Annotated in this window: 14 protein-coding genes; 7 read left to right on the top strand and 7 right to left on the bottom strand. The window is 61.6% G+C overall.

Features of this window, described 5'->3' with window-relative positions:
- The first annotated feature begins 102 nt into the window (after positions 1 to 102).
- From KVQ82_RS08650 to KVQ82_RS08625, 6 genes are all read left to right on the top strand, one after another.
- Positions 103 to 2,226, top strand: a complete 2,124-nt coding sequence (locus KVQ82_RS08650) for a TonB-dependent siderophore receptor (protein ID WP_222018623.1) — start codon at positions 103 to 105, stop codon at positions 2,224 to 2,226.
- 1 nt (position 2,227) lies between these two features.
- Complete coding sequence (locus KVQ82_RS08645) at positions 2,228 to 3,160, top strand: ABC transporter substrate-binding protein (protein ID WP_222018622.1); 933 nt, start codon at positions 2,228 to 2,230, stop codon at positions 3,158 to 3,160.
- The gene (locus KVQ82_RS08640) at positions 3,157 to 5,061 is read left to right on the top strand and encodes a response regulator (RefSeq protein WP_222018621.1); all 1,905 of its coding nucleotides are present in this window, start codon (positions 3,157 to 3,159) and stop codon (positions 5,059 to 5,061) included. The genes KVQ82_RS08645 and KVQ82_RS08640 overlap by 4 nt, the downstream gene beginning before the upstream one ends.
- Before the next feature lie 247 nt (positions 5,062 to 5,308).
- A complete protein-coding gene (fabA, locus tag KVQ82_RS08635; RefSeq protein ID WP_003227150.1) occupies positions 5,309 to 5,824 on the top strand; it encodes a 3-hydroxyacyl-[acyl-carrier-protein] dehydratase FabA in 516 nt (171 codons plus the stop codon).
- Positions 5,825 to 5,835: 11 nt separating this feature from the next.
- On the top strand, positions 5,836 to 7,056 hold the full coding sequence (gene fabB, locus KVQ82_RS08630) for a beta-ketoacyl-ACP synthase I (RefSeq protein WP_003227152.1): 1,221 nt from the start codon (positions 5,836 to 5,838) through the stop codon (positions 7,054 to 7,056).
- A gap of 386 nt (positions 7,057 to 7,442) precedes the next feature.
- Entirely contained in the window at positions 7,443 to 7,631 is a 189-nt protein-coding gene (locus KVQ82_RS08625; RefSeq protein WP_003227153.1) for a hypothetical protein, read from the top strand.
- 70 nt (positions 7,632 to 7,701) lie between these two features.
- Here KVQ82_RS08625 and KVQ82_RS08620 read toward each other — a convergent pair whose 3' ends face one another.
- From KVQ82_RS08620 to KVQ82_RS08590, 7 genes are all read right to left on the bottom strand, one after another.
- Complete coding sequence (locus KVQ82_RS08620) at positions 7,702 to 8,244, bottom strand: DUF2058 domain-containing protein (RefSeq protein ID WP_222018620.1); 543 nt, start codon at positions 8,242 to 8,244, stop codon at positions 7,702 to 7,704.
- Positions 8,245 to 8,270: 26 nt separating this feature from the next.
- A complete protein-coding gene (mazG, locus tag KVQ82_RS08615; protein WP_222018619.1) occupies positions 8,271 to 9,104 on the bottom strand; it encodes a nucleoside triphosphate pyrophosphohydrolase in 834 nt (277 codons plus the stop codon).
- A gap of 108 nt (positions 9,105 to 9,212) precedes the next feature.
- Positions 9,213 to 11,456: a GTP diphosphokinase gene (gene relA, locus KVQ82_RS08610; RefSeq protein ID WP_222018618.1), complete on the bottom strand. Its 2,244-nt coding sequence runs from the start codon at positions 11,454 to 11,456 to the stop codon at positions 9,213 to 9,215.
- A gap of 101 nt (positions 11,457 to 11,557) precedes the next feature.
- Positions 11,558 to 12,934 carry a 23S rRNA (uracil(1939)-C(5))-methyltransferase RlmD gene (gene rlmD / locus KVQ82_RS08605; protein WP_108183520.1) on the bottom strand — a complete coding sequence of 459 codons (1,377 nt, stop codon included), beginning with the start codon at positions 12,932 to 12,934 and terminating at the stop codon, positions 11,558 to 11,560.
- The gene (gene cysM / locus KVQ82_RS08600) at positions 12,934 to 13,836 is read right to left on the bottom strand and encodes a cysteine synthase CysM (protein WP_041067515.1); all 903 of its coding nucleotides are present in this window, start codon (positions 13,834 to 13,836) and stop codon (positions 12,934 to 12,936) included. Before cysM ends, rlmD begins: the two co-directional genes overlap by 1 nt.
- Positions 13,837 to 14,038: 202 nt before the next feature.
- Positions 14,039 to 15,463: a sensor histidine kinase gene (locus KVQ82_RS08595; RefSeq protein WP_222018617.1), complete on the bottom strand. Its 1,425-nt coding sequence runs from the start codon at positions 15,461 to 15,463 to the stop codon at positions 14,039 to 14,041.
- Entirely contained in the window at positions 15,450 to 16,172 is a 723-nt protein-coding gene (locus KVQ82_RS08590; RefSeq protein ID WP_222018616.1) for a response regulator transcription factor, read from the bottom strand. The genes KVQ82_RS08595 and KVQ82_RS08590 overlap by 14 nt, the downstream gene beginning before the upstream one ends.
- 217 nt (positions 16,173 to 16,389) lie before the next feature.
- Between KVQ82_RS08590 and KVQ82_RS08585 the strand changes: the two genes are divergently transcribed.
- Positions 16,390 to 19,143: a response regulator gene (locus tag KVQ82_RS08585; RefSeq protein ID WP_108184422.1), complete on the top strand. Its 2,754-nt coding sequence runs from the start codon at positions 16,390 to 16,392 to the stop codon at positions 19,141 to 19,143.
- Positions 19,144 to 19,194 lie beyond the last annotated feature (51 nt).

Below are 19,194 nucleotides of genomic sequence, written 5' to 3'. Positions count from 1 at the left end.
GAAGAAGACCAATAAAACCTAGGAAAATGCCTGCATCGTGACTGGAAAAGTCACTGTGCTCGGTTAACATGCGCGCCAATTCTTTGTGATCAAGGCTGTGTCGTGTCTTTTGGCTCTCCCCCCTCACGTTCGTCCCTGTTGCTGGCGCTGCTGTTCAGCCCGGTGTTGCAGGCGGACGACCTGTTTGTCGACAGCGAAACGCTGCCGCAGGTGCTGACGGCCACACGCCTGAAACAGACACCGGCGGAAGTGCCGGGGAGCATGACCGTACTCGACAGTGAACTGATCAACGCCAGTGGCGCCCGCGATATCAGTGAGTTGCTGCGGCTGGTGCCGGGAATGATGGTCGGCAACATCAGCGGCAATCAGGCGGCGGTCAACTATCACGGGACCAACGCCAGCGAAGCGCGGCGCATGCAGGTGCTGATCGATGGCCGCTCGGTGTACCGCGCGGGCCTGGCCACGGTGGACTGGAGTGATATTCCGGTGGCCATGGAAGACATCGAGCGGATCGAGGTTTTCCGTGGGCCGAACACGGTCAGCTACGGCGCCAATGCGCTGATGGCGGTGGTCAACATCATCACCCGCAACCCGGCGGACAGCCACGGCACACGCCTGAAGTACACCCGTGGCCAGCGCGGCATCAACGATTTCTATGCCAGCCAGGGTACGGGGTGGAATGGCGGCGACTTGCGCCTGTCGCTGTCCGGTCAGGAAGACGATGGCTTCGACAGCGACCGCACCGGCGCCGATTACCGCGACAGCCGCCGTTTGAACCGCTTCAGCCTCGCCGTCAGCCAGACTCTGAGTGACAACCAGAGCCTCGACTGGCAGGTCAATGCAAAGGACGGTACCAACCAGCGGCCTTATACCTACCGCCCGGTGTTCTCGGGGATTACCGCTGCCGGGAACAATTCCGACGTGATCGCCAAGGATTACGCCGGCTCGGTGCGCTGGAATCTCGACATCAATCCCGAACACAGCCTTTATATACAAGGCTCGGCGCAGCACTGGGATCGCCAGCAAGTGTGGCGCGCCTGCGATGCCGAAGTGTCGTTCAGCCCGCAACTGACCCAACTGTGGCAGCTCAACCCGAACTACACCGAACGCCTGGCACGCAATATCACCCGCTTCACCGGCCCTGGCGCCGCGCCGGGTACCCCGCAGGAAATGGCCCTGGCCAATCAAGTGCTGGATCAGTGGCGCAACGGTGCCAGCCAGACCCTGTGCGGCGACATCGACCAAAGCGCCCGCGAGTCGCGCTACGATCTGGAATTGCAGGATACTCTCAGCCTGTCCGACAGCCTGCGACTGGTCAGCGGCATGAACTATCGTTACGACCGGGCCGACTCCGAGACCTACTTCAACGGCACGCTGGACGACACCACCTGGCGTGCGTTCGGCCAATTGGAATGGCGTGCCAGTGAACACTGGCTGTTGCAGGGCGGCGCCATGTTTGAAAACACCCAACTGATCGGCAGTTCGCTGACGCCCCGTTTCGCCGTCAACTACTTGATCAACCCACGCCATGGCCTGCGCGCGGTGTACTCGGAGGCGATCCGCTCGCCGGACATGTTCGAGAACAATGTCAACTGGAGCTATCAGGTGAGCAACCTGCGGCCGTCCGCCTATGGCCAGTCTTCGGCGCGCTACTTCGTCAAGACCCGCGGCCCGGGCAATCTCGACCAGGAACACATGCGCTCGCGCGAGTTGGGCTACAACGGCTATTTCGCCGAGTGGGGGCTGGCCGTGGACGTGAAGCTGTTCTACGACGAAATCACCGGAATGATCAGCGAGCCGCTGCGCAACAACCAGTACATCGCCAGCAACGCCAACAGCTCGCGCTTTCGCGGCACCGAAACCCAGCTCGACTGGCGCCTGAGCATGATCGATCGCCTGCGCTTCACTTACGCTTTCGTCGACGCCGAAGCGAGCAATCCGCTGGATCAGCAATTCACCTCGCGCAACAGCGGTTCTGCCGGCTGGCTGCGTGATTGGGGCCACGGCTGGAACAGCGCCCTGTTCTATTACGGCGACAACGCGCTTAACGGCTACCGCTTCGAGCGCGTTGACACGCGCATCGCCAAACGCATCCCGCTGGGCAAGGCGCAACTGCAACTGGCCGGCGTGCTGCAGCAGCGGCTCGACAACCAGCCGACCACTTTCGTCGACAACAATTACGACGAACGCCGGGTGCTGTACTTCAGCGCCGAGCTGGAGTTCTAGGGTGCGCTACGCCACGGCAAACAAGACGCCCACCCTTGGCCACTGGCTGGCGGGTGCCTGCCTGTTCTTGACCGCGTGGCTGCACGGCGTGGCGGTGCAAGCCGCCGATATCCTGTTGACCGGCGCCGAAGAAAGCCCTGGGGTGCAAGCCTTCGTCCAGGCCCTGAGCGAGCTGCGCCCCACTGACAACGTGCGGTTTCAGCCACTGGCCAGCCTGCCGGCGCCGGGCAAGTTGCCGGGCAATTTGCGGATGATTCTGCTCGATCTGCCCAGTCTCGATTGGCGCCTGCAGGAGTCCCAAGGGCCGGCGACGCTGGTGTTGCGCATCAGTCGTCTGCAAGCGCGCAAACGCCTGGGTGCCGCACAGCCACCGCACTTGAGTCTGCTGTGGAGCGATCCGCCGCTGGGGCGGCAACTGCAATTGATTCGGCGGATTCTGCCGCAGGTGCGGCGGGTCGGCGTGCTGTTCGACCAGCACAGCGAATTCCTGCTCAAGGAGCTGCACCAGGCAGCAGCGCCGCTGAATCTGCAAATCGTCAGCCAGCGTTGGGACAACACCCAAGACAGTCGCCCGTTGCAAAGCGTGCTGAGAAACAGTGACGTGCTGCTGGGCCTCGACGATCCCGATCTGTACAACCCGAAAACCGTGAAAAACCTGTTGCTCAGCAGTTACTCCCGGCAAGTGGCACTGGTCGGGCCGAACGTTGCGTTCGTGCGTGCCGGCAGCCTCGCCAGCACTTACAGCGATCAGCCCGACTGGCTGGCGATCCTTGACGGGTTGCTGGATCGTCCCCCGGCGACGTGGCCGCGCGCGCTCTACCCCGATCGCTTCAAGGTCTCAAGTAATGCACAGGTCGCTCGTTCCCTGGGTATCGAGCCAATCGATGAAGCATCTGTCGCCCGCCAGTTGGCTGAAGGAGAAAGCCACCCATGAATCTGCGTCGCCGCTGGGACATCAACACCCGCACGCAATTGATCAGCCTCGGCCCGGCCCTGCTGCTTACGCTGCTGCTGATCAGTTTCTTTACCTTCGTGCGGATTCAGGATTTGCGGCAGGAGCTCAATCACACCGGGCAACTGATCGCCAACCAACTGGCGCCCGCCACCGAGTACGGAGTGATTTCCGGCAACAACGAAGTGCTGGAAAGCCTGCTCAAAGCGACCCTGGCCACACCAAACGTACGCTTCCTGGAAGTACAGGACAGCGCCAACCGGATCCTGGCCTACGTAGAACAGGCCGCCGATGCGCACAACCGCCCGCATCAGGTCGAGGTGTTTCAGGCCCCGGTGCGCTTGCAACGGATCGCCCTCAACAGCGACTTTTTCCACGACGCCAAAGCCAGCAATAACGTGACCAGCGAGGACTATCTGGGCCGGGTTATCGTCGGCCTGTCCAACGATGCCTTCAGTCAGCGTCAGCAGGAAATTCTGTTCAAGGCCGGGATTCTGGCGTTGTTCGCCCTGCTCTTCACGTTTGTGCTGGCGCGGCGTCTGGCCGGCAGCCTGTCGGCGCCGATCCGCGATATCGGCAACGCGGTCAAGGCGATTCAGCAAGGCGACTACAAGACCCCGCTGCCGATCGTCGATGACACGGAACTGGGCGCCCTGTCGCAGCACATCAACAACCTCGCCCAGGCACTGGAACAGGCCAGCCGCGAACAGCATCAGGCGATGGCGCAACTGATCCAGACCCGCGAAGAAGCGGAAAAGGCCAACAATGCCAAATCCGATTTCCTGGCGATGATGAGCCACGAACTGCGTACGCCCATGAACGGTGTGCTGGGCATGTTGCAGTTGCTGGAAACCACGGACATGACCGAGGAGCAGATCGAGTACGCGGCGCTCGCTTCAGAGTCCACCGAACACCTGTTGAAAGTCATCAATGACATCCTCGACTTCTCGCGGATCGAACGCTCGGAGCTGGAGCTTGAGCACATTCCGTTCAATCTGGCCGACCTGATCGGTGCGTGTGCCCAGTCGTTCCAACACAGCGCGGTGCAGCGTGGCCTGGACCTGAACCTGCGGATCCCCGAGGACATGCGCGCCTTGCAGGTGCAGGGCGACCCGACGCGGATCCGGCAGATTCTGGTCAACCTGGTGGGCAACGCGTTGAAGTTCACCGAGCGTGGCCGGGTCAGTATCGAAGCGCAATGGCAGTCGCTGGATCACGAGTTGCTGTGGTTCACCTGTTCGGTGCGTGACAGCGGCATCGGCATCTCCTCGGAAAGTCTGGAGTTGATGTTCAACGCCTTCCAGCAGGCCGACAGTTCGATTTCCCGGCGCTATGGCGGCACCGGCCTCGGCCTGCCGATCGCCCGCACCCTGGCCGAACGCATGGGCGGAACGTTGCGCGCGCAAAGTGAAGAAGGCTTGGGATCGGTGTTCACCCTGGAAATCCCGCTGGCTTTATATAAGCAGTCGCTGCCGCAGTTGGCGGCACCGCGCACGTCTAATGGCAACGGGCATGGCGAGGGGCGCCATGTGTTGCTGGTGGAGGACAATCCGGTCAACCAGACCGTGATCGAGGCGATGCTGCGCAGCCTTGGCTTCACCGTCAGCGTCGCCACCGATGGCGCGCAGGCGGTGCGCAGCGCTGAAGGCAATGATTTCGAAGTGATTCTGATGGACTGCCGGCTGCCGATCATCGACGGCTATGAGGCGACCCGGCAGATTCGCCAACTGCCTGGACGCGGCGAGGTGCCGATCATTGCGCTGACCGCCAACGCGCTGCAGGGCGACCGCGAAACCTGCCTGTCGGCGGGCATGAACGATTACCTGGCGAAGCCGTTCAAACGCAATGACCTACAACAGATTCTGCAGCGCTGGGTGCAGTAGTGACGGTTTTTCGACCATCTGCGACTGGCGTGAAAAGCGAAAGTGCGGCAGTCTTAGGCACCCGAACGAGCCTCAAAAGAGGCTTGAATAAAAATTTCAGTGCACAAGTGTACATTCATGTCCTTGGTGCTGTGACTTTCACCACAACGCAATAGTCTATGAGTAGGCTGCCGGTACGAGGCATGAACGCGTCGATCGGCCGGGAAGATTTGCCCCACCTGCCGCATGGGATTATTGAGGAGCTCGCATGACCAAACAAAACGCCTTTACTCGGGAAGACCTGCTGCGCTGCAGTCGCGGTGAGCTGTTCGGCCCAGGTAACGCGCAACTGCCCGCCCCGAACATGCTGATGGTGGATCGCATCACCCTGATCAGCGAAGAAGGCGGCAAGTACGGCAAAGGTGAATTGGTCGCCGAGCTGGATATCAACCCTGACCTGTGGTTCTTCGCGTGCCACTTCGAAGGCGATCCGGTGATGCCGGGCTGCCTGGGTCTGGACGCCATGTGGCAACTGGTCGGCTTCTTCCTGGGCTGGCAAGGCCTGCCGGGCCGTGGCCGTGCGCTGGGTTCGGGCGAAGTGAAATTCTTCGGCCAGGTCCTGCCGACCGCCAAGAAAGTCACCTACAACATCCATATCAAACGCGTCCTGAAGGGCAAGCTGAACCTGGCCATCGCCGATGGTTCGGTGACTGTCGACGGTCGCGAAATCTACACCGCCGAAGGCCTTCGCGTCGGCGTGTTCACCTCCACTGACAACTTCTAAGGGTTATTCGCATGCGCCGCGTCGTTATCACTGGTCTGGGCATTGTTTCGTGCCTGGGCAATGACAAAGAGACCGTCTCCGCTAACCTGCGTGCAAGCCGCCCTGGCATCCGGTTCAACCCGGAATATGCTGAAATGGGTCTGCGTAGCCAGGTTTCCGGCTCCATCGACCTCAACCTTGAAGAACTGATCGATCGCAAGATCTATCGTTTCGTCGGCCATGCAGCGGCTTACGCCTACCTGGCCATGAAAGACGCCATTGCTGACTCCGGCCTGACCGAAGAGCAAGTGTCCAACCCGCGTACCGGCCTGATCGCCGGTTCCGGCGGCGCGTCGACCCTGAACCAGATGGAAGCGCTGGACATCCTGCGCGAGAAAGGCGTGAAGCGCGTCGGCCCATACCGTGTAACGCGGACCATGAGCAGCACCGTTTCCGCATGCCTGGCCACGCCGTTCAAGATCAAGGGCCTGAACTACTCCATCGCGTCTGCCTGCGCCACCAGTGCTCACTGCATCGGTACCGCCATGGAACAGATCCAGATGGGCAAGCAGGACATCGTCTTCGCCGGTGGTGGTGAAGAAGAGCACTGGAGCCAGTCGTTCCTGTTCGACGCGATGGGCGCCCTGTCCAGCAAGCGTAACGACACCCCGGAACAAGCCTCCCGCGCCTACGACGCCGACCGTGACGGTTTCGTCATCGCTGGCGGTGGCGGCATGGTCGTGGTTGAAGAGCTGGAACATGCGCTGGCCCGTGGCGCCAAGATCTACGCCGAAATCGTTGGCTACGGCGCCACGTCCGACGGCTACGACATGGTTGCCCCAAGCGGCGAAGGCGCGATCCGCTGCATGCAGATGGCAATGTCCACCGTCGACACCCCGATCGACTACCTGAACACCCACGGCACTTCGACCCCGGTCGGCGACGTCGCGGAAATGAAAGGTGTGCGTGAAGTGTTCGGCGACAAAGCGCCTGCGATCAGCTCGACCAAGAGCCTGTCCGGTCACTCCCTGGGCGCCGCTGGCGTTCACGAAGCGATCTACTGCATGCTGATGATGGAAGGCAACTTCATCGCCGGTTCCGCCAACATCGACGAGCTGGACCCTGAAGTGGCCGATCTGCCGGTGCTGACCAAGACCCGCGAGAACGCCACCATCAACACCGTGATGAGCAACAGCTTCGGCTTCGGCGGCACCAACGCCACGCTGGTACTGAAGCGCTGGGAAGGCAAGTAATTCCCCAGGCTTGCGCCACACAGGAAAACGCCCCGACTGGTTCGGGGCGTTTTTTTTGGCCTGCAGAAATGACTGAGTAATGCATAAGCCCTGTAGAAGCTGCCGAAGGCTGCGATCTTTTGATCTTGTCTTTAAAAATCAAAGTCAAAAGATCGCAGCCTGCGGCAGCTCCTACAGAGGACATCAGTAGCCTCCAAGATGAAACTTCTGTCATGAAACCTTGCACCCTGCGACCGAATGTCGCGGATTACGCGGGCTGCAGCACTGTTGCAAAAACCGCAACAACACCTTGCGCAAATCAAGCGTTTACTTAGCAAGCTAACAAATCATATAAAAGAGTCCTGCACACGCCTTGCTGCAGATAACTTGAGATTTGGAGCTAGCAGATGACTGTAAAAGTAACTGAACGCGACGATTCACACATGTCCCATGAAGGCGTAGCCGCCGGTGTACGGATCTGGGATGTGCATCAACAAGACTTGCTGGTCGGCATGTTCCACAACGAGATCGACGCCCACAACTACAAGGCCGAACTTGAACTGCAGGAACAGCAGCGGGATCTGAAATCCGCCTGAAGCAACCACAGCATTGAAAACGACAAACCCCGCCATGAGCGGGGTTTGTCGTTATTACAGCTTTATCGGTTTACCACATCAGGTCATCAGGGATCTGATAGGCCGCGTACGGATCGTCCTCGGTATTGACCTCTTCAGTCTGCACGTTGAGCTGCACGATACGTTGCGGGTCGCGCTCCTGGATCTTCAGGGCCGCTTCACGAGGGATCACTTCGTAGCCGCCGGCATGGTGCACGATCGCCAGCGAGCCGCTGCTGAGTTTGTTGCGCATCAGCGTGTTGACCGAGATGCGCTTGACCTTCTTGTCGTCGACGAAGTTGTAGTAGTCCTCAGTGGTCAGCTTGGGCAGACGCGAGACTTCGATCAACTGCTTGACCTGTGCGGCACGGGCCTTGGCCTCGGCTTTCTCCTGCTGCTGGCGGTTCAGCTCCTGGTCGCGCTTGACCTTCTCGGCCATGGCTTCCTGAGCGGCGCGCTGCTGCGAATCATCCAGCTCGGCCTGCCCTTTGTGGGCCAGGCGCTGTTGCTTCTGCTTGTCTTTGCTGACCTGCTTGGCCTGCTTTTGGTTGACCAGGCCTGCTTTGAGCAACTGGTCGCGAAGGGAAAGGCTCATTAATGCTTACTCACTTGGGCAACGGCTCAGCCGCAGCTGGGCAGATTCTTTTCCTGGCGTTTGGCTTCACCCCACAGGGCGTCCAACTCTTCGAGGGTGCAATCTTCCATGGGACGACGGGTGTCGCGCAATGCCTGTTCGATAAAACGGAAACGTCGTTCGAACTTGGCGTTGGCGCCACGCAGCGCGGTTTCCGGATCGACCTTCAGATGCCGGGCCAGATTGACCACGGAAAACAGCAGGTCGCCGATCTCGTCGGCCACCGCTTGCGGATCATTTTCGGACATGGCTTCGAGCACTTCATCGAGCTCTTCGCGCACCTTGTCCAGCACCGGCAGGGCATCCGGCCAGTCGAACCCGACCTGCCCGGCACGTTTTTGCAACTTGGCCGAACGCGACAGCGCCGGCAACGCGGCGGGCACGTCATCGAGCAGTGACAGCTGCTCGGGCGCGGCAGATGTCTCGGCGCGTTCTTCGGCCTTGATCTCTTCCCAGCGCTGCTTGACCTGTTCTTCGCTCAGGCGCGGCACATCCAGCGGCGCATACAGATCGCCGGTGGGGAAGACGTGTGGATGACGGCGGATCAGCTTGCGGGTGATGCTGTCGACCACCCCGGCAAATTCGAAGCGCCCTTCTTCCCGGGCCAGCTGGCTGTAATAGACCACCTGAAACAATAGATCGCCCAGCTCGCCCTGCAAATGATCGAAGTCACCGCGCTCGATGGCGTCAGCCACTTCGTAGGCTTCTTCGAGGGTGTGCGGGACGATGGTCGCGTAGGTTTGCTTGATGTCCCACGGGCAACCGTACTGCGGATCGCGCAGGCGGTTCATCAGGTGGAGCAGGTCTTCAAGGCTGTGCATACAAAATCTCACTCAACCGTGTAGGAGCTGCCGAAGGCTGCGATCTTTTGATCTTGAAAATCAAAATCAAAAGATCGCAGCCTTCGGCAGCTCCTACAGGGAACCGCGTTATGGGGTACGGTTACGCCGCGTTTCGATGATGTTCGGCAACTGCGAAATCCGCCCCAGCAAACGCCCCAGCGCATCCAGACCCGGAATCTCGATGGTCAGGGACATCAGCGCGGTGTTGTCCTCCTTGTTCGAGCGGGTGTTGACCGCCAGCACGTTGATGCGCTCGTTGAGCAGCACCTGCGAGACGTCACGCAGCAGACCGGAACGGTCGTAGGCGCGGATGACGATGTCCACCGGATAGGTGAGCACGGGCACCGGGCCCCAACTGACCTGGATGATCCGCTCCGGCTCGCGCCCGGCCAGTTGCAGCACCGAGGCGCAGTCCTGCCGGTGAATGCTCACGCCGCGGCCCTGGGTGATGTAGCCGACAATCGCGTCGCCCGGCAGCGGCTGGCAGCAGCCGGCCATCTGCGTCATCAGGTTGCCGACGCCCTGAATCTGGATATCGCCACGCTTGCCCGGCTTGTAACCGGTCGCTTTGCGCGGAATCAGCTCCAGTTGTTCGTTGCCGCGTTCCGGCTCGACCAGTTGCTGCGCCAGGTTGACCAGTTGCGCCAGACGCAGGTCGCCGGCACCGAGGGCGGCGAACATGTCTTCGGCGGTTTTCATGTTGGCCTTTTCGGCCAGCTTGTCGAAATCCACCGCCGGCAGACCGAGGCGATTGAGTTCGCGCTCGATCAGGGTTTTACCCGCCGCGACGTTCTGATCACGGGCCTGCAACTTGAACCAGTGAACAATCTTCGCTCGCGCCCGGGAGGTGGTGACATAGCCCAGGTTCGGGTTCAGCCAGTCGCGGCTCGGCGTACCGTGCTTGCTGGTGATGATCTCGACCTGTTCACCGGTCTGCAGGCTGTAGTTGAGCGGCACGATCCGCCCATTGATCTTCGCGCCACGGCAGTTGTGACCGATTTCGGTGTGCACGCGGTAGGCGAAGTCCAGTGGCGTCGCGCCTTTCGGCAAGTCGATGGCGTGGCCGTCCGGGGTGAAGATGTAGACCCGATCCGGTTCGATATCGACCCGCAGCTGTTCGGCCAGACCACCGATGTCGCCCAGTTCTTCATGCCACTCGAGGACCTGCCGCAACCAGGAGATTTTCTCTTCATAGTGGTTGGAGCCGGATTTGACGTCGGTGCCCTTGTAGCGCCAGTGCGCGCACACGCCCAGCTCGGCCTCCTCGTGCATGGCGTGAGTACGAATCTGCACCTCAAGCACCTTGCCCTCCGGACCGATCACCGCCGTGTGCAGCGAGCGGTAGCCGTTCTCTTTCGGGTTGGCGATGTAGTCGTCGAACTCTTTCGGGATGTGCCGCCACAGGGTGTGGACGATGCCGAGCGCGGTGTAGCAGTCGCGCATTTCCGGCACCAGCACGCGCACCGCGCGCACGTCGTAGATCTGGCTGAACTCCAGACCCTTGCGCTGCATTTTGCGCCAGATCGAATAGATGTGCTTGGCCCGGCCGCTGATGTCGGCGTCGACGCCGGTGGCCTGCAATTCATCCTTGAGCTGGGTCATCACATCGCTGATGAAGCGCTCACGGTCCAGCCGCCGCTCGTGGAGCAGCTTGGCGATCTGTTTGTATTGATCGGGTTCCAGGTAACGGAAGGACAAGTCCTCCAGTTCCCACTTGATATGGCCGATGCCGAGTCGGTGCGCGAGCGGCGCATAGATGTCGAAGACTTCCCGGGCGACGCGGTTGCGCTTCTCGTCGTCAGCGGTTTTCACCGCGCGAATGGCGCAGGTACGTTCGGCCAGTTTGATCAGCGCGACACGAACGTCGTCGACCATCGCCACCAGCATCTTGCGCAGGTTTTCCACCTGGCCCTGGGTGCCCATCACCATCGACTGGCGCGGGCTGAGGCTGGCACTGATCGCCGCCATGCGCTGCACGCCGTCGATCAGCTTGGCCACCACCGGACCGAAACGCTGGCTGACGGCCGCGAGCTCAATCTGACCTTCACGTACGCCACGGTACAGCACCGCCGCGACCAGCGAGTCCTGGTCAAGCTTGAGGTCGGCGAGAATCTCGGCGATCTCCAGGCCCGTACTGAAACTGCCGCTGCCCTCGACCCAGAGGTTCTTCTTGGCATTGGACTGCTGTTCGGCCTCGCGAGCGAACTCGCAGGCTTCTTTCAAGGCTTCGCGATCCAGTGCCATGTCGACACTGACCGCGTGATCGAGCCAAGCCTCGAGATTGATACTGCCGTCGGTGTTGATCGGCTGGTGTGCTCTCACCTGTACCATGCTGCTTTACCTTCCCTACGACGCAGATTCAATGCGTCAAATCGCTGATCCCTAATGCCCGTTTGCGCTCGCGGGGCTGAAGCGAGCGCTGCGCGGACAGATCAGACGGATTCAGACGAGCCATCCTGGCTCGCTTCAAATAACGCCATGGCCTCGACATGCGCCGTCTGAGGAAACATATCGAGAATCCCGGCACGTTTTAACCGGTAGCCCTGCTTGATCAATTCGACCGTATCGCGCGCCAGAGTTGCAGGGTTGCACGACACATAAACCAACCGCTCGGCACCCAGGGTCGCGAGCTTGCGCACCACCTCGAAAGCACCGTCACGCGGTGGGTCCAAGAGTACCGCAGAAAAGCCGTTTCCGATCCATTCGACATCGGTCAAAGGCTGGGATAAATCGGCTTGAAAAAACTTTGTGTTATGCAAATTGTTGCTAGCGGCATTCGCAGCGGCTCGGTCGACCATGGTCTGCACGCCCTCCACCGCCACCACCTCACGCACGCTTTTGGCCAGCGGCAAGGCGAAGTTGCCCAGACCGCAGAACAGGTCGAGCACGCGCTCGTCACCGGTCGGCTTCAGCCAGTCCAGTGCCTGCGCCACCATCGCCTCGTTGACCCCGGCGTTGACCTGGATGAAATCCCCCGGCCGCCAGGCCAGATCCAGATCCCACTGTTCCAGGCGATAACCCAAAGACTGCGTGGCATCCACCGGTTGCGGCTCGCCGTCGCCATGCAGCCACAGTTGCGCGTCATGGAACTGGCAGAATTCCTTGAGGATCGTCAGGTCGGCTTCAGACAACGGCGCCATGTGCCGCAGCAATACCGCCAGCGAAGAACCACTGAACAACTCGACGTGCCCCAGCGCTTGCGGTTTGCTCAAACGACGGAGCATCTCCGGCAAACGGGTCATGATCGGCTGCAAGGGCTGTACCAGCACCGGGCATTCGTTGATGGCAACGATGTCCTGGCTGCCGGCGGCGCGGAAACCGACTTCGAGTTTTTTCGCCTTCATGTCCCAACGCACGGCAATCCGCGCGCGGCGGCGGTAGCCGAATTCCGCTCCGGTCAGCGGCGCCGCCCATTCGTCAGGCGCGACCCCGGCAACCTTCGACAGCTGCTCGGCGAGCATGCGCTGTTTCAGGGCAAGCTGTTCGGCATGGGGCAAGTGTTGCACGCTGCAGCCACCGCAACGGCCGGCGTGCTGACAGGCAGCCGGGCGACGCAACTCGCTGGCCTTGAACACGCGCTCGGTGCGCGCTTCAACCACTTTGCCGCGGGCGCCAAGCACCCGCGCCTCGACCTCTTCACCGGCGAGGGCGCCGAGGACGAACCAGGTTTTGCCTTCGAAAAACGCGATGCCGCGACCGTCATTGGCCAGGCGCTCGATGTTCAAGCGCTGCTTTTTGCCGGTCGGGATTTGCGCGGCCTTGCTGCCGCCGGTGGGCTGGAAGCGCAGGCCTCTCTCGTGCTTGGCCATCAGTTGGCCGCGTCGAAAATGCCGGTCGACAGGTAACGGTCGCCACGGTCGCAGATGATCGCGACGATCACCGCGTTTTCAACTTCTTTGGACAGGCGCAGCATGGCTGCCACCGCACCGCCCGAGGACACGCCGCAGAAGATGCCTTCTTCGCGAGCCAGACGTCGGGTCACGTCCTCGGCTTCGCTTTGCGCCATGTCGACAATGCGGTCAACGCGGTCGGCCTGATAGATCTTCGGCAGGTATTCCTGCGGCCAGCGACGGATGCCGGGAATGGCCGAACCTTCCATCGGCTGCAGCCCGATGATCTGCACGCTGTCGCTCTGCTCTTTCAAGTAGCGCGACACGCCCATGATGGTCCCGGTGGTGCCCATCGAGCTGACGAAATGGGTGATGGTGCCCTGGGTCTGACGCCAGATTTCCGGGCCGGTGGTGGTGTAGTGCGCCTCAGGGTTGTCGCCGTTGGCGAACTGATCGAGCACCTTGCCACGGCCCTCGGCTTCCATCCGCTGGGCGAGATCGCGCGCGCCTTCCATGCCCTCTTCCTGGCTGACCAGAATCAGCTCGGCACCGTAAGCGGTCATCGCCGCTTTACGCTCGGCACTGGAGTTGTCCGGCATGATCAGGATCATTTTATAACCCTTGATCGCAGCAGCCATGGCCAGCGCGATGCCGGTGTTGCCCGAGGTCGCTTCGATCAATGTATCGCCAGCGTGAATCTGCCCGCGCAACTCGGCGCGAGTGATCATCGACAACGCCGGACGGTCCTTGACCGAACCCGCCGGGTTATTCCCTTCAAGCTTGAGCAAAAGGGTGTTGCTGGTTGCACCGGGCAGGCGCTGCAAACGCACCAGCGGAGTATTGCCGACGCAATCGGCGATGGTTGGGTACTGCAGGGTCATGGCGTATTCGCAATCCAGACGTGCGGGGGCGCCTATCATACCGGCAAACGTTCGCAGGCCATATCACGCAAAGTGCGGTGCTTATGGTTTATGGGAATAAGCAGATGAATGTCGCACCGGTGGTGCGACTTTTGAGTTCAGCGGTGAATCGAAGGGCCCCTTCGCGAGCAAGCCCGCTCCCACAGGAGGGTGGCGGTGTTGGTTATACAATCTGCGGACGACACACATCCACTGTGGGAGCGGGCTTGCTCGCGAAGGCGTCAGCCGTCACGCCGCCGTCATCGGCAATCAGCCGAAAATTCAGGCGCAACCCTGCCCCACCATTCTCCGCCCACACCATCCCACCCTGGCGCTGCACCGCATTCCTCGCAATGCTCAACCCCAACCCAAACCCGCCGTCCCCCGGGCGCGAGCCGTCGAGGCGGGTGAAGGGTGAGAAGATCCGTTGCAGATCGCCCTCGGCCACCCCGCCGCCCTGATCCTCCAGCCACAAATGCCAGTAATCGCCGTCACGCCGTCCATCGAGGCGCACGATGCCGCCCTCGGGTGAATGCCGAATGGCGTTGCGCAGAATGTTCTCCAGCGCCTGCGCCAAAGTATTGAGGTTGCCGCGCACCCAGCACGACGCCGGCACCGCGCACTGCAATTGCAGGCTCGGCCAGCCGCTTTCATAACAGGCGTTGTCGGTGAGCATTTCCCACAGCGCCTGGATCTGGATCGCTTCGTTAGGCAGCGGCGCACGCTCGGTGTCGAGCCACGCCAGTTGCAGGGTGTCTTCGACCAGCCGTTGCATGCCGTCGACTTCACGGCCGATGCGCTCGCGCAGTTGTTGCAGGTCCTGCTCGCTTTCACTGGCCACCCGCAGCCGGCTCAGCGGCGTACGCAGTTCATGGGACAGGTCGCGCAGCAGCTGCTGTTGCAGGGCGACGGTGGATTGCAGGCGTTCGGACATCGAGTCGAAGGCCCGCGCCAGCTCGCCGAGTTCGTCCGGGCGCTGGGTGATGCCGCTCGACAGGCGCACATGCAATTGGTCGGCACGCCAGGCGTTGGCCTGCTCACGCAAGTTATTCAACGGCACTACCAGCAAGCGATACAGGCCAATGCACAGCAATAAGGTGAACAGCCCCGGAATCACGCCGTTGGTGATCACCCGCCAGAACACCCGGTATTTCCCCGGCAGGAAACGCTCGGGCAACTCAATCACCAGACTGCCGGCGGACGGGTCCTTCGGAAACGGCACGCGCAGCCACGGCCGGCCCTTTTTGTGGATCGGCCAGTCGAGGCCGCGCAAAAAGGTCAGGTGCTGGATTTCCTGTTCATTCAGCGGCTCGCTGCTCAACGATTGCAGATTGCGGTCGATCACCCCGACCCAGGCCGCCTCGCGCAACTCCATACTCTGCAACCAGTTATCGACACCGTCGCGCTCGCCGCGCTGCCACGCCCGCTCGGCCTCGCCGGCATAACGGCTGAGGGTGCCGCGCGCCTCGTCGGAGAGGAACTGGTTGCGCTCCTCCATGTAGCGCCCCCACGACCAGCTCAGCCAGATCATCAGCAGACAGAACGCCACCAGCAGACACGCCAGTTTCCAGAACAGCGAATGCCGCCCCGGCAAGTCAGAGACTTTCATCGGGCGCACTCAGCACATAACCCTTGCCCCACACCGTGCGCACTTCTCGTTCGGTGTAGCCGATGGCCTTGAGTTTGCGGCGGATCTGGCTGATGTGCATGTCGAGGCTGCGGTCGTGGGCCGCATAGCCGCGTTGCAGCACGTGCTGATACAGGAAGGCCTTGCTCAGGACTTCTTCATCGTTGCGATTGAGGGTTTCCAGCAAGCGGTATTCGCTACGGGTCAAACCGGCAGATTGCGCGTTATAGAAGACCTCGCACTGTTCGTCGTCGAAACGCAGCGCGCCATGAATCGCCGCCGGTGCAATGGCTGCCGGACGCCGATCCAGCGCCACCCGGCGCAGGATCGCCTCGATCCGCACATGCAGCTCGGCCATGCTGAACGGCTTGGGCAGGTAATCATCGGCGCCCAGACGAAAGCCGCTGATGCGATCGGCCTCGGCGCCCAGCGCCGACATCAGCAGCACTGGCGTCGAATGGCTCTGGCGCAACTGCGTCAGCACCTTCAGGCCATCGAGCCCCGGCAACAGAATGTCCATCAGCACCACGTCGAACGGCTGATGGCGAGCGATGTTCAGCCCTTCATGCCCGTTCTGGCACCAGGTCACCGCAAAGCCACTCCGGCCCAGGTGTTCGTGAACATAGGCACCAAGCACCGGGTCGTCCTCGATGGCAAGAATGCGTGGCAGGTCGGTGGAAACAGGAGTCATGAGTATCTGCAAATAATTCTCAGTTGGCCGATTATTCAAGATTGCCCGCCATCGGGCAACCCAAGCTTGACCGGCCGGACAAACGCGCCTCGCCCTGACGGCCGAGGGCGAGATGATTTTTCCGAAGATTGCCTGCCTGCAAATCGCTACACTGCGCCAATGTCGCGTGCCGGACGCACGTGCGAGTCAACAGTTCAGCGGGATGCAGGAGATGGGTGTGCTCAAGAAACTGGGAATCAAAGGTCGCGTATTGTTGCTGACCCTGTTGCCCACCAGCCTGATGGCGTTGGTGCTCGGTGGCTATTTCACCTGGATGCAACAGTCCGATTTGCAGACCCAACTGATGCAGCGCGGTGAAATGATCGCCGAGCAACTGGCGCCACTGGTAGCGCCCGCCATGGGCCACGGCAACACCGATCTGCTCGAACGCATCGCCACCCAATCGCTGGAACAGCCTGACGTGCGCGCCGTCACCTTCCTCGCCCCTGATCGCACACCGCTGGCGCACGCCGGTCCGACCATGCTCAATCAAGCCCCCAGTGGCGACAGTGCACAACTGCAACGGCGCAGCGGCAATGACGCCACACGTTATCTGATGCCGGTGTTCGGCAAGCATCGCAACCTCGCCGGCGACGTGATCCCACAAGAATCCGAGCGCCTGCTCGGCTGGGTCGAACTGGAGCTGTCGCACAACGGCATGCTGCTGCGCGGTTATCGCAGTCTGTTTGCCAGCCTGCTGCTGATCGCCGCGGGCCTCGCCGGCGCGGCCCTGCTCGCCTTGCGCATGGGCCGCACCATCAACCGCCCGTTGAGCCAGATCAAACACGCCGTCGCGCAACTCAAGGACGGTCATCTGGAAACCCGTCTGCCGCCGCTCGGCAGCCAGGAGCTGGACGAGTTGGCCTCGGGCATCAACCGCATGGCCGGGACCCTGCAGAACGCGCGCGAAGAATTGCAGCACAGCGTCGATCAGGCCACCGAAGACGTGCGGCAGAACCTGGAAACCATCGAGATCCAGAACATCGAACTGGACCTGGCGCGCAAAGAAGCGCTGGAGGCGAGCCGGATCAAATCCGAGTTCCTCGCCAACATGAGCCACGAAATCCGTACGCCGCTCAACGGCATTCTCGGCTTCACGCATCTGTTGCAGAAAAGCGAGCTGACCCCGCGCCAGCTCGACTATCTGGGCACCATTGAAAAGTCCGCCGACAGCTTGCTCGGGATCATCAACGAGATCCTCGACTTCTCGAAGATCGAGGCCGGCAAACTGGTGCTCGACCATATCCCGTTCAACCTGCGCGACCTGTTGCAGGACACCCTGACGATTCTGGCGCCGGCGGCGCACGCCAAGCAGTTGGAGCTGGTGAGCCTGGTCTATCGCGACACGCCGCTGTCGCTGGTCGGTGACCCGCTGCGGCTGAAACAGATCCTCACCAACCTGGTCAGCAACGCGATCAAGTTCACCCGCGAAGGCACCATCGTCGCGCGCGCCATGCTTGAAGAAGAACATGAAGACAGCGTGCAACTGCGCATCAGCATTCAGGACACCGGCATCGGCCTGTCGAGTCAGGATGTGCGCGCGTTGTTCCAGGCGTTCAGTCAGGCCGACAACTCGCTGTCGCGCCAGCCCGGCGGCACCGGTCTGGGTCTGGTGATTTCCAAGCGCCTGATCGAACAGATGGGCGGCGAAATCGGCGTCGACAGCACCCCGGGCGAAGGCTCGGAGTTCTGGATCAGCCTGAGCCTGCCGAAAACCCGCGACGACACCGAAGATTTGCCGGCCCCACCGCTACTCGGACGCCGCGTGGCGGTGCTGGAAAATCACGAACTGGCGCGCCAGGCCTTGCAGCATCAACTGGAAGACTGTGGCCTCGATGTCACGCCATTCAATACCCTGGAGAGCCTGACCAACGGCGTCACCGGCGCGCACCAGACCGATCAGGCCATCGACCTTGCGGTGCTCGGCATCACCAGCAACGACATGCTCCCGGAGCGCCTGAACCAGCACATCTGGGATCTGGAACACCTCGGTTGCAAAGTGCTGGTGTTGTGCCCGACCACCGAACAGACGTTGTTCCATCTCTCGGTGCCCAACCCGCACAGCCAGCTCCAGGCCAAACCGGCCTGCACGCGCAAATTGCGTCGGGCGCTGGCGGATCTGGCCAACCCGCGCCAGCCGCGCCATGAACCGGGCGAACCGCTGTCGAGCCGTGCACCGAAAGTGCTGTGCGTCGACGACAACCCAGCCAACCTGTTGCTGGTGCAGACCCTGCTCGAAGACATGGGCGCAAAGGTACTGGCCGTGGAAAGCGGCTACGCAGCGGTCAAGGCGGTGCAGAGCGAATCCTTCGATCTGGTGCTGATGGACGTGCAGATGCCGGGCATGGACGGACGCCAGACCACCGAAACCATCCGCCAGTGGGAAAGCGAACGACATTGCACACCGCTGCCGATCGTCGCCCTCACCGCCCACGCCATGGCCAACGAGAAACGCGCCTTGCTGCAAAGCGGCATGGACGACTACCTGACCAAACCGATCAGCGAGCGGCAACTGGCGCAAGTGGTGCTGAAATGGACGGGGCTGGCCTTGCGCAATCAAGGCGCGGAGCGCGCCAGCGAGAGTGCGACGGGCAGCAACGAACTGCCCGTGATCGACCACGAAGAAGGCTTGCGCCTGGCCGCCGGCAAGGCCGATCTGGCGGCGGACATGCTGGCGATGCTGCTTGCCTCGCTGGAAGCCGACCGCGAAGCGATTCGCGCCGCCAGTGAAGCCCGCGATCAGAATGCACTGATCGAGCGCGTGCATCGCCTGCACGGCGCGACCCGGTATTGCGGCGTGCCGCAATTGCGCGCGGCCTGTCAGCGCAGTGAAACCCTGCTCAAACAGGGCGATCCGAAAGCACCGGCGGCGTTGGAGGAATTGGAGCGGGCGATCAATCGCCTCGCGACCCAAGCCAGAATCAGCGCCTGACCCATGGCAATACCGGCGTTCGCAACCGCCGTTAAAGTGGTGGTGGTCAAC

Source organism: Pseudomonas sp. AO-1, from assembly GCF_019775695.1.
In the GTDB taxonomy this organism is placed as follows: domain Bacteria; phylum Pseudomonadota; class Gammaproteobacteria; order Pseudomonadales; family Pseudomonadaceae; genus Aquipseudomonas; species Aquipseudomonas parakoreensis.
Note: the sequence above shows the minus strand (reverse complement) of the source record. Positions and strands in the feature narration are given on the sequence as shown.

Coding starts and splice junctions, on each gene's coding strand:
- KVQ82_RS08640 (WP_222018621.1), top strand. CDS start 3,157: ATGAATCTGCGTCGCCGCTGGGACATCAACACCCGCACGCAATTGATC.
- fabA (WP_003227150.1), top strand. CDS start 5,309: ATGACCAAACAAAACGCCTTTACTCGGGAAGACCTGCTGCGCTGCAGT.
- fabB (WP_003227152.1), top strand. CDS start 5,836: ATGCGCCGCGTCGTTATCACTGGTCTGGGCATTGTTTCGTGCCTGGGC.
- KVQ82_RS08625 (WP_003227153.1), top strand. CDS start 7,443: ATGACTGTAAAAGTAACTGAACGCGACGATTCACACATGTCCCATGAA.
- KVQ82_RS08620 (WP_222018620.1), bottom strand. CDS start 8,244: ATGAGCCTTTCCCTTCGCGACCAGTTGCTCAAAGCAGGCCTGGTCAAC.
- mazG (WP_222018619.1), bottom strand. CDS start 9,104: ATGCACAGCCTTGAAGACCTGCTCCACCTGATGAACCGCCTGCGCGAT.
- relA (WP_222018618.1), bottom strand. CDS start 11,456: ATGGTACAGGTGAGAGCACACCAGCCGATCAACACCGACGGCAGTATC.
- rlmD (WP_108183520.1), bottom strand. CDS start 12,934: ATGGCCAAGCACGAGAGAGGCCTGCGCTTCCAGCCCACCGGCGGCAGC.
- cysM (WP_041067515.1), bottom strand. CDS start 13,836: ATGACCCTGCAGTACCCAACCATCGCCGATTGCGTCGGCAATACTCCG.
- KVQ82_RS08595 (WP_222018617.1), bottom strand. CDS start 15,463: ATGAAAGTCTCTGACTTGCCGGGGCGGCATTCGCTGTTCTGGAAACTG.
- KVQ82_RS08590 (WP_222018616.1), bottom strand. CDS start 16,172: ATGACTCCTGTTTCCACCGACCTGCCACGCATTCTTGCCATCGAGGAC.